9 protein-coding genes, 1 pseudogene and 1 riboswitch are annotated in these 9,013 nt (G+C 74.9%); of the genes and pseudogenes, 4 read left to right on the top strand and 6 right to left on the bottom strand.

All coding sequences use genetic code 11. The features are described 5' to 3' along the window. A pseudogene (locus Q6969_RS10085) lies at window positions 1-192 on the bottom strand (glycosidase); the annotation flags it as partial. A gap of 233 nt (window positions 193-425) precedes the next feature. After that, a riboswitch (ZMP/ZTP riboswitch) is annotated at window positions 426-509 on the top strand. Window positions 510-541: 32 nt separating this feature from the next. Here Q6969_RS10085 and glyA point away from each other — a divergent pair. Both glyA and Q6969_RS10075 read left to right on the top strand, forming a co-directional pair. After that, the gene (gene glyA / locus Q6969_RS10080) at window positions 542-1,819 is read left to right on the top strand and encodes a serine hydroxymethyltransferase (protein WP_104343436.1); all 1,278 of its coding nucleotides are present in this window, start codon (window positions 542-544) and stop codon (window positions 1,817-1,819) included. Window positions 1,820-1,830: 11 nt separating this feature from the next. Next, window positions 1,831-2,733, top strand: coding sequence for a bifunctional methylenetetrahydrofolate dehydrogenase/methenyltetrahydrofolate cyclohydrolase (locus tag Q6969_RS10075; RefSeq protein ID WP_317230322.1), 903 nt, complete (start codon window positions 1,831-1,833; stop codon window positions 2,731-2,733). 63 nt (window positions 2,734-2,796) lie between these two features. Here the strand turns inward: Q6969_RS10075 and Q6969_RS10070 are convergent, their stop codons facing one another. Genes Q6969_RS10070 through galT form a run of 4 tightly spaced genes read right to left on the bottom strand, consistent with a single transcriptional unit; the run spans window position 2,797 to window position 6,670 of the window. After that, window positions 2,797-3,414 (bottom strand): gamma carbonic anhydrase family protein, encoded by a 618-nt coding sequence (locus tag Q6969_RS10070; RefSeq protein WP_317230321.1) that lies wholly within the window; start codon window positions 3,412-3,414, stop codon window positions 2,797-2,799. Further along, complete coding sequence (locus tag Q6969_RS10065; RefSeq protein ID WP_317230320.1) at window positions 3,411-4,337, bottom strand: GNAT family N-acetyltransferase; 927 nt, start codon at window positions 4,335-4,337, stop codon at window positions 3,411-3,413. The genes Q6969_RS10070 and Q6969_RS10065 overlap by 4 nt, the downstream gene beginning before the upstream one ends. Before the next feature lie 33 nt (window positions 4,338-4,370). After that, window positions 4,371-5,531, bottom strand: coding sequence for a galactokinase (galK, locus tag Q6969_RS10060; protein WP_317230319.1), 1,161 nt, complete (start codon window positions 5,529-5,531; stop codon window positions 4,371-4,373). Further along, a complete protein-coding gene (galT, locus tag Q6969_RS10055; RefSeq protein ID WP_317230318.1) occupies window positions 5,528-6,670 on the bottom strand; it encodes a galactose-1-phosphate uridylyltransferase in 1,143 nt (380 codons plus the stop codon). The genes galK and galT overlap by 4 nt, the downstream gene beginning before the upstream one ends. Window positions 6,671-6,768: 98 nt before the next feature. On the opposite strand from galT, the gene Q6969_RS10050 reads away from it, so the two are divergent. Both Q6969_RS10050 and Q6969_RS10045 read left to right on the top strand, forming a co-directional pair. Further along, complete coding sequence (locus Q6969_RS10050) at window positions 6,769-7,593, top strand: DeoR/GlpR family DNA-binding transcription regulator (RefSeq protein WP_317230317.1); 825 nt, start codon at window positions 6,769-6,771, stop codon at window positions 7,591-7,593. 10 nt (window positions 7,594-7,603) lie between these two features. Continuing rightward, window positions 7,604-8,524 carry an aldose 1-epimerase family protein gene (locus Q6969_RS10045; RefSeq protein WP_317230316.1) on the top strand — a complete coding sequence of 307 codons (921 nt, stop codon included), beginning with the start codon at window positions 7,604-7,606 and terminating at the stop codon, window positions 8,522-8,524. Here Q6969_RS10045 and Q6969_RS10040 read toward each other — a convergent pair. Beyond that, window positions 8,521-8,766 carry a hypothetical protein gene (locus Q6969_RS10040; RefSeq protein WP_317230315.1) on the bottom strand — a complete coding sequence of 82 codons (246 nt, stop codon included), beginning with the start codon at window positions 8,764-8,766 and terminating at the stop codon, window positions 8,521-8,523. The genes Q6969_RS10045 and Q6969_RS10040 overlap by 4 nt on opposite strands. Between the last annotated feature and the right edge of the window lie 247 nt (window positions 8,767-9,013).

Genomic DNA, 9,013 nt, shown 5'->3' with positions numbered 1-9,013 from the left:
GGCGGCGAGGGCGTCGGCGGCGTCGCCCACGAGCGGGCGGAGGTCGGCGGCGAGGGCGTCGCGGTCGACGGGGGGTACGGCCTCCGGCACGACGGGGGCGCGGTCCTCGGCCGGGAGGGCGGCGTCCGGGCGCGCCGGGTCGTGGTCGTGTCCGCCTGCCGCGGGATCGGTCGTGAGCGCTGCGCTCCCCATGCTCGGTCCTTCCTCCGCATACGGCGGGCACCGTCGCCCGACCCCCTGATCCTACGGGCGGGCGGTCCCCGTGACCGGCTGGATCGTTCGTGCCCATCGCGATTCCTCGCTGACCGGCCAGACGACCGTCGCGCCGGCGGCGGAGGGGCACGGCCACGGCGACCGCGGGGGAGCGTCGAGGCCCGTGCGTCGACCGTCCCCGCCTCGCGTCCGCGCCCCCGTCCGGGTAGGCTCGACGACGTCGCGACTGGCGTTCGGATGGGTCACCATCGGGGAGCGACTCACACGGTTGGTGGCCGTACGCCTGGGCCACGACGCATCCGCTCGTCCACCGTGCACAAGGAGTCCCATGCCCGTCGACCAGTCCTTCAACGCCCCCCTCTCCGAGGTCGACCCGGAGATCGCGGCCGTCCTCGAGCAGGAGCTCGGCCGCCAGCGCGGCACCCTCGAGATGATCGCCAGCGAGAACTTCGTGCCGCGCGCGGTGCTGCAGTCGCAGGGGTCCGTCCTGACGAACAAGTACGCGGAGGGCTACCCGGGCCGCCGCTACTACGGCGGCTGCGAGTTCGTGGACGTCGCCGAGCAGCTCGCCATCGACCGCGCCAAGAGCCTCTTCGGCGCCGAGTTCGCGAACGTCCAGCCGCACTCCGGCGCGACCGCCAACGCCGCCGTCCTCGCCGCCATCGCGCAGCCGGGCGACACGATCCTCGGCCTCGAGCTCGCGCACGGCGGCCACCTCACGCACGGCATGAAGCTCAACTTCTCCGGCAAGCTCTACGACGCCGCGGCCTACGGCGTGGATCCCGACACCTTCCTCATCGACATGGACGTCGTGCGCGAGAAGGCGCTCGAGCACCGCCCGCAGGTCATCATCGCCGGGTGGTCGGCCTACCCCCGCCACCTCGACTTCGCCGCGTTCCGCGCGATCGCCGACGAGGTCGGCGCGAAGCTCTGGGTCGACATGGCCCACTTCGCCGGGCTCGTCGCCGCGGGCGTGCACCCCTCTCCCGTCCCCTACGCGGACGTCGTCTCCTCCACCGTGCACAAGACGCTCGCCGGCCCCCGGTCCGGCGTGATCCTCAGCCGCGACACCGCGCTCGCCAAGAAGCTCAACTCGGCCGTGTTCCCGGGCCAGCAGGGCGGGCCGCTCATGCACGTCATCGCGGCCAAGGCCACCGCGTTCAAGATCGCCGCCACCGAGGAGTTCGCCGACCGCCAGCGCCGCACCATCCAGGGCGCGCAGATCCTCGCCGAGCGCCTCGTCGCCGCCGACTCCACCGAGGCCGGCGTCTCCGTGCTCACGGGCGGCACCGACGTGCACCTCGTCCTCGCCGACCTGCGGGACTCGCCGATCGACGGCAAGCAGGCCGAGGACGCGCTGCACGAGGTGGGCATCACGGTCAACCGCAACTCGGTGCCGTTCGACCCGCGCCCGCCCATGGTCACCTCGGGCGTCCGCATCGGGACGTCCGCGCTCGCGACCCGCGGCTTCGGCGAGACCGAGTTCACCGAGGTGGCGGACATCATCGCCGAGACCCTGAAGCCCGGGAGCGACCTCGCCGCCCTCCGCGCGCGCGTGCTGACGCTCACCGACGGATTCCCGCTCTACGAGGGCCTCGAGCAGTAGGGCGCCGGACGATGACCGCAGTGAAGCTCGACGGCGTCGCCACCGCGTCGGCCGTCAAGTCCGAGCTCGCCGTGCGCATCCGCGCGCTCCGCGAGCAGGGCCTCGTCCCCGGGCTCGGCACGCTCCTCGTGGGCGACGACCCGGGATCCCGCTCCTACGTCGCCGGCAAGCACCGCGACTGCGCCGAGGTGGGCATCGAGTCCATCCGCGTCGACCTCCCGGCCGACGCCACCGAGGCCGACGTGCGCCAGGCCATCGAGCGCCTCAACTCCGACCCGGCCGTCACGGGCTACATCGTGCAGCTGCCGCTCCCCGCCGGGATCGACGAGAACGCGATGCTCGAGCTCATCGACCCGTCGAAGGACGCCGACGGGCTGCACCCGACGAACCTCGGGCGGCTCGTGCTCGGCGTGCAGGGCGAGCTCACCTCGCCGCTGCCGTGCACGCCGGCCGGCATCGTCGAGATGCTCGAGCGCTACGACGTGCCGATCGCCGGCCAGCACGTGGTCGTCGTCGGCCGCGGCCTCACGGTCGGGCGCCCGCTCGGCCTGCTGCTCACGCGGAAGGGGCTCGACGCCACCGTCACGCTCACGCACTCGCGCACCCGCGACCTCGAGCAGGAGGTCCGCCGGGCGGACATCGTGGTCGCGGCCGTGGGGGTCGCGGGCCTCATCCAGCCGGACTGGGTCAAGCCCGGCGCCGCGGTGCTCGACGTCGGCATCACGCGCGTCGTGGATCCCGAGACGGGCAAGGCGCGCCTCACGGGCGACGTCGATCCCGCCGTCGAGGAGGTGGCCGGCCACCTGTCGCCGAACCCGCGCGGGGTGGGCCCGATGACCCGGGCGATGCTGCTCGTCAACGTGGTGCTGGCCGCCGAGCGCGACGCGCGCCTGGCCGCCGAGCTGCGCGGCTGACGGCGCTCGCCGCGACAGCGCTGGACTCGACCGCGCGGCGGCGGTGCGGGAGGGGACGGCCGGTCAGGCCGTCCCCTCCTCGCGTCCGGGGTACGGGGCGGATGCGGATGCGGATGTCGACCCGGCGCCGAGGAGCGCCGCCGGCGTCGGGACCGTCCCCGCGTGCAGCCGCGCGTTCTCCGCGTAGTGCGCCGCGTTCGCGCGGAGCCCCGCGACCTCGTCGTCCGTGAGCTCGCGCCGCACCCGGCCGGGCACGCCCGCGACGAGCGAGCGGGGCGGGACGACCTGCCCCTCGAGCACGACCGTGCCGCCCGCGAGCAGCGACTCCCGGCCGACCACGGCGCCGTTCATGACGGTCGCGGACATGCCCACGATGCAGTCGTCCTCGATCGTGCAGCCGTGCAGCACCGCGCCGTGGCCCACGCTCACGCCGGTCCCGACCGTGAGCGGGAAGCCCGCGTCGACGTGGCAGCTCACGTTGTCCTGCAGGTTGGAGCCCGCGCCGATCGCGATGTCAGCGACCTCCGCGCGGAGCACGGCGTTGAACCACACGCTGGATCCGGCGCCGAGCGACACCCGCCCCACGATGCGGGCGCCCGCGGCCACGAGGGCGGCGGCGGCGACGTCGGGCGCGGGCGAGCCGGGGAGCGCGCGGACGGTGGCCTGGGGATCGACGGTCATGCGGCCAGGGTAGGCGCCGGGCGCATGCGCGTGCCGCGGTCCATGGGCGCGAATCCCGCGGCGACGTACGCGTCCCAGGGCGCCCGGTAGTAGGGGAGCGGGGAGCTGTTGATGAGGACGTCCCGGCCGCCGAGCTCGCCGACGCGGCGGCAGACGTCGAGCGCGAGGATCTGCGCGAGCCCTCGGCGGCGGTGCGCGGGCACGATGCCGAGCGGCTCGAGCTCCGCCCATCCGCTCGCCGGGTCGAGCCAGGCCGTGCACGTGCCGGCCAGCGAGCCGTCGGGGGCCTCCACCACGAGGTCGAGGTCGGGGCGGTAGGGGGCCGAGGCCCGGACGGCCGCGTAGGCCCGGTCGTCGAAGCGGCTCTCGGCGGCCGGGTCGATGCCGTCGCCGGACCCGTCGGTGAAGGGCAGGTCGACGGGTCGCCAGGCGCGGCGGTGCGCGTCGACGCGCCGCCGCTCCTCCCCGGGGGCGACCGGGCGGATCGCGTAGCCCGCGGGCGGCCGCGCGCCGGTGTCCCGGGCGGGGTGGCGGAGCCCGGCGAGCGGGACCTCCTCGTCGACGAACCCGCGGTCGGCGAGGATCCCGCGCAGGCGGTCCTGGCCGCGGTGCACGGCGACGCTGACGGGTCCGCCGCCTGCCGCGTCGAGGACCCAGGCGGCGAGCTCGGCGGTGGTGGCGTCGTCACCGGGGGCGCACTCGACGCGCGCGTCGTCGGGGGAGCAGCCGGCCCAGCCGACCATCCCTCCCGCGGCGTCGCGCACCACGGCGATCCGCGCGGGCAGCTGCCCGGTGGCGGCCTCCCACGCGAATCCGCCCGGGTGCGTGGACGCCGGGAACCACGCCGGGAGCGCGCGCCCGATGTCGCGGACGGCGTCGTCCCGGGCGTCGACGACCTCGGTGAGGCCCGCGGGTGGTCGCATGCCGCCGAGCCTAGGGCGGTCCGACGCGGGGGCCTACCGCTCCGCCTTCGTCCCCTCGGAGGGCGTCACCGTGAAGACGGTGGGGCCCGTGTAGCCGTGCTCCGCGAAGGCACCGTCGATGGCGACCTGCAGGCGGGAGAGCGAGTCGACGTCGATCAGCGCGATGGCCGAGCCGCCGAAGCCGCCGCCCGTCATGCGCGCGCCGACCGCGCCCTCGTTCTGCGCCACCTCGACCGCGAGGTCGAGCTCCGGGACGCTGATCTCGAAGTCGTCCCGCATGGAGCGGTGGCTCGCGTCGAGCAGCTCGCCGATGGCGCGCGGGCCCTCCTCGCGCAGCGCGCGCACGGTGTCGAGCACCCGCTGGTTCTCCGTGACGATGTGCCGCACGCGGCGGAACGTCTCGTCGTCGAGCACCTCGCGGGCCCGGGCCAGGTCGTCCACGGACAGGTCGCGGAGCGAGTCGACGCCCATGAGCCGGGCACCGGTCTCGCACGACTCGCGCCGGGCGCGGTACCCGCCGTCGGCGTGCGCGTGGGCGACGTGGGTGTCGATCACGGCGATGGTGAGGCCGGCGGCCTCCAGCCCGAGCGGGATGACCTCGGAGACGAGCGTGCGGCAGTCGAGGAAGACGCCCGCGTCGGGCTCGCCGAGGAGGCTCGCGGACTGGTCCATGATCCCCGTTGGGGCTCCCACGATCTCGTTCTCGGCGAGCTGGCCGACGGCGGCGAGCGCCTGCCGGTCGAGGCCGAGGCGCCAGATGTCGTCGAGCGCGAGGGCGACGGCCCCTTCGAGCGCGGCCGAGGAGGACAGGCCCGCGCCGACCGGCACGTCGCTGTCGATGAACACGTCGAAGCCGGGCACGGCCGCGAGGTCGGCGCCGCGCTGCCCGAGGGCCCAGGCGACGCCCAGCGGGTAGGACTGCCAGCCCTCGATGCGGTCGCCCGTGAGGTCGGCGAGGCGCGCCTCGACGACCTCCTCGGAGAAGGAGCTGGCCAGGCGGATGCGGTCGTCGTCCCGCGGAGCCAGCGCGATGACCGTGCGGCGGTCGATCGCGAACGGGAACACGAAGCCCTCGTTGTAGTCGGTGTGCTCGCCGATGAGGTTCACGCGCCCGGGCGAGGACCACACGCCGTGCGGCTCGCGGTCGAAGCGCTGGCGGAATCCCTCGCGCACGTCGTCTCGGATGTCGGTCATGCGTCCTCCACTGCCTTCCGGATCATCTCGGCCGCCTTCTCCGGCGGCACGTCGCCGATCCAGGCGCCCATGGCCGCCTCGGATCCGGCCAGGAACTTGAGCTTGTCGGCCGCGCGACGCGGCGAGGTGATCTGCAGCATCAGGCGGATCTCGTCCCGGTGCGCGTCCACCGGCGCCTGGTGCCAGGCGGAGATGTACGGCGTCGGGGTGTCGTAGAGCCGGTCGATGCCCTGCAGGAGCCGCAGGTACATCGTCGCGAGCTCGTCGCGCTCGGCCTCGGTGGTCTCCGCGAGGTCGGGCACGTGGCGGTGGGGGAGCATGTGCACCTCCACGGGCCAGCGGGCGGCGAACGGCACGAACGCCGTGAAGTGCTCGCCGCGGAGGACGACCCGGTCGGACGCCTGCTCGGTCTCGAGGATCCGCGCGAAGAGTCCCGGGCCGAAGCGCCCGATCGACTCCACGAGGCGGCGCGTGCGCGGCGTCACGTAGGGGTACGAGTAGATCTGGCCGTGCGGGTGGTGCAGCGTGACGCCGATGGCCTCGCCGCGGTTCTCGAACGGGAACACCTGGCGGACGCCGGGCATGGCGGAGAGGGCGCGCGTGCGCTCCGCCCAGGCCTCGACGACCGTGCGGGCGCGCGAGGGCGCGAGGCCGCTGAACGAGCCGGTGTGCTCGGGGCTGAAGCAGACGACCTCGCAGCGGCCGACCGAGGTGCGGGTGCGCTCCAGGCCGATGGCGGTGAGGTCGGCGTCGTCGACGGGGGCGTCCACGCCCTCCGCGTCGGCGAGCGAGGGCCCGAAGGACGGCGACTTGTTCTCGAAGACCGCCACGTCGTACATGCTCGGGATCTCGGACGGGTTCGACGGGGTCGCGGGGGCGAGCGGGTCCAGCTCCGCCGGGGGCAGGTGCGCGCGGTTCTGCCGCGCGGCCGCGATGGAGACCCACTCGCCCGTGAGCACGTCCTGCCGCATCGTCGCGGTCGGGGGGCGGGGAGCGGCGGGGCGGGCGTCGGCGGCGCGCTCCGGCGGCAGCGCGGTGTCGGCGTCGTCGAAGTAGACGAGCTCGCGGCCGTCGGAGAGCAGCGTGCGGCGCTGCGTGATCCCGGACGGCGATGTCGTGACGGTCTGGTCGGCATGCATGATCCCCCGATCCTACGGGCTCCGGATCGTCCGATCTGCGTCCGCGAAAGCGGCATTTGCGCTTTGACAAGCGCGAGCGGGTGGATCAGGCTCGCCGCATGGCCGACGACACCGCCTCCGTCCCCGCGGCGCTCCGCCGCTCCCGCCTGCTCGAGCGGCTCGCCGACCGAGGGTTCGCGACGGTCGCGGAGCTCGCCGCCGACGCCGGCGTGTCCGCCGTCACGATCCGCGCCGACCTCGACGCGCTCGCCGACTCCGCCGCCGTGCAGCGCGTGCACGGGGGCGCGGTGCTGCGGTCGGGCCTCGCCGCGCGCGAGCAGAGCCTGGAGGTGTCGCTCGAATCCGCCGCGGACGCCAAGCGGGCCATCGGCCGGGCCGCCGCCGACCTCGTCGAGAGCGGGCAGAGCGTGCTGCTCGACGTGGGCAGCACGACGCTCCAGGTGGCGCGGGCGCTCGTCGCCCGCGAGGACCTCGTCGACGTCACCGTCATCACGAACGGGCTCACCCTCGCGCTGGAGCTCGAGCGGGCGATGCCGCGCTTCACCGTCATCGTGACGGGCGGCACGCTCCGGTCGCTGCAGCACAGCCTGGTGGACCCGCTCGCCACCGTCGTGCTCGACCGGCTGCACCCGGAGATCGCGTTCATCGGCTGCAACGGGGTCGACGTCGACCGCGGCGTGACGAACGTGAACCTGCCGGAGGCGGAGGTGAAGCGGCGGATGGTCGCCGCGAGCGGCCGCACGGTCGTCGTGGCGGACGGGGCCAAGCTCGGGCGCACCCACCTCGGATCCGTCGCGCCGCTCGACCTCGTCGACACGCTGCTCACCGACGGGGGCGCCGATCCGGGCGAGGTCCGCCGGCTGCGCGACGCGGGCCTGCGCGTGGTCGAGGCCGGCGCGGCGCCCGGGGCCGGACGGTCGTAACGTGGATCCCATGAGACCCGTCACCGGAGAGCAGCACCACCTCGTCCACGCCGGCCCGTCCGGCGAGCTCCGTGCCACCGTCGTGCAGCTCGCGGCGGCCCTCCGCGGCCTGACCCTCGACGGCGTCGACCTCGTCGAGCCGTACGGGGAGGACGTCGTCGCGCCCATGGGCGCCGGCATGGTGCTCGTGCCGTGGCCGAACCGGATCCGCGGGGCCCGCTACGACCTCGACGGGAAGGCGCAGGCCCTCGACGTGTCCGAGCCGTCGCTCGGCAACGCGTCCCACGGCCTCCTCCGGAACACCGGGTACACGGCGTCCGACCGGCAGGACGACCGCATCACCCTCTCCGCGACCGTGTTCCCGCAGCACGGGTACCCGTTCCTCCTCGACACGTCCGTCACGTACCGCCTCGCCGACGACGGCCTCGTGGTCACCCACCGGATCCGCAACGACTCGGCGGCACCCGCGCCCGTCGCGGTCGGCGCGCACCCGTACCTCGCGCTCGGCGGGATCCCGTCCGCGGAGCTGACGCTGACCGTGCGGGCCGACACGTGGTCGGAGGTCGACGACGCGCTCATCCCCGTCGCCGACCACCCCGTCGAGGGGGCCGACGAGGACCTCCGCGAGGGCCGCGTCGTGGGCGGCCTCGACCTCAACACCGGCTACGGCGACGTGCACCTGGTCGACGGCACGAGCCGCCACGGCCTCACCGCGCCCGACGGACGGGGCGTCGAGCTCTGGGCGGACGCGTCCTTCCGATTCCTCCAGGTCTACACGCCGCGCGAGTTCCCGACCCACGGGCGCCAGGCGGTCGCCATCGAGCCGATGACGGCCCCCGCCGACGCCTTCAACTCCGGCGTCGGCGTCCGCCGCCTGGAGCCCGGCGAGGAGTGGACGCTGAGCTGGGGGATCCGCGCGACCGGCTCCTAGCCCTCGTCCTCCTGCGCCCACTGCAGGGCGACCCGTCGCGTGTACTGCTCCAGCGCGACGCGGTTCTCCTCGGGCTCGCGCAGCCCGTCGATGTAGGCGAGCAGCCGCCCGACGACGCCCGACAGGTACTGCACGCCCCGGTCGTCGTGCTCCTCGAGGGCGGACTTCAGCAGGTCGTACCGCTCGGAGGTCTCCTCGGCGGTCAGCATCGCGATCACGAGTTCGTCGGCGTGCATGCTCATCCGTCCAGCATCGCACCGCGCATCCTCCGGGGTCCGGATGCGCCGCGCTCGTGCGAGGCGCCGGCGCGCTGCGGGCCGCCCCCTCCGGCGCCCCGGCGCGCCCGGGCGGGATCCGGCCCCGCCCGCCCCCGATCTGGGCATTGCGCGAAGGCGCGCTGGACGCCACCCTTGCCCTGACAGCGTGGTAGGGCCGGAGCCAGGGGAGCGGACCGGCACGATCCTCCTGCACCCGACAGCGCGCTCACCC

This window comes from Clavibacter sp. MX14-G9D, from assembly GCF_032917815.1.
Taxonomy (GTDB): domain Bacteria; phylum Actinomycetota; class Actinomycetes; order Actinomycetales; family Microbacteriaceae; genus Clavibacter; species Clavibacter michiganensis_K.
Note: the sequence above shows the minus strand (reverse complement) of the source record. Positions and strands in the feature narration are given on the sequence as shown.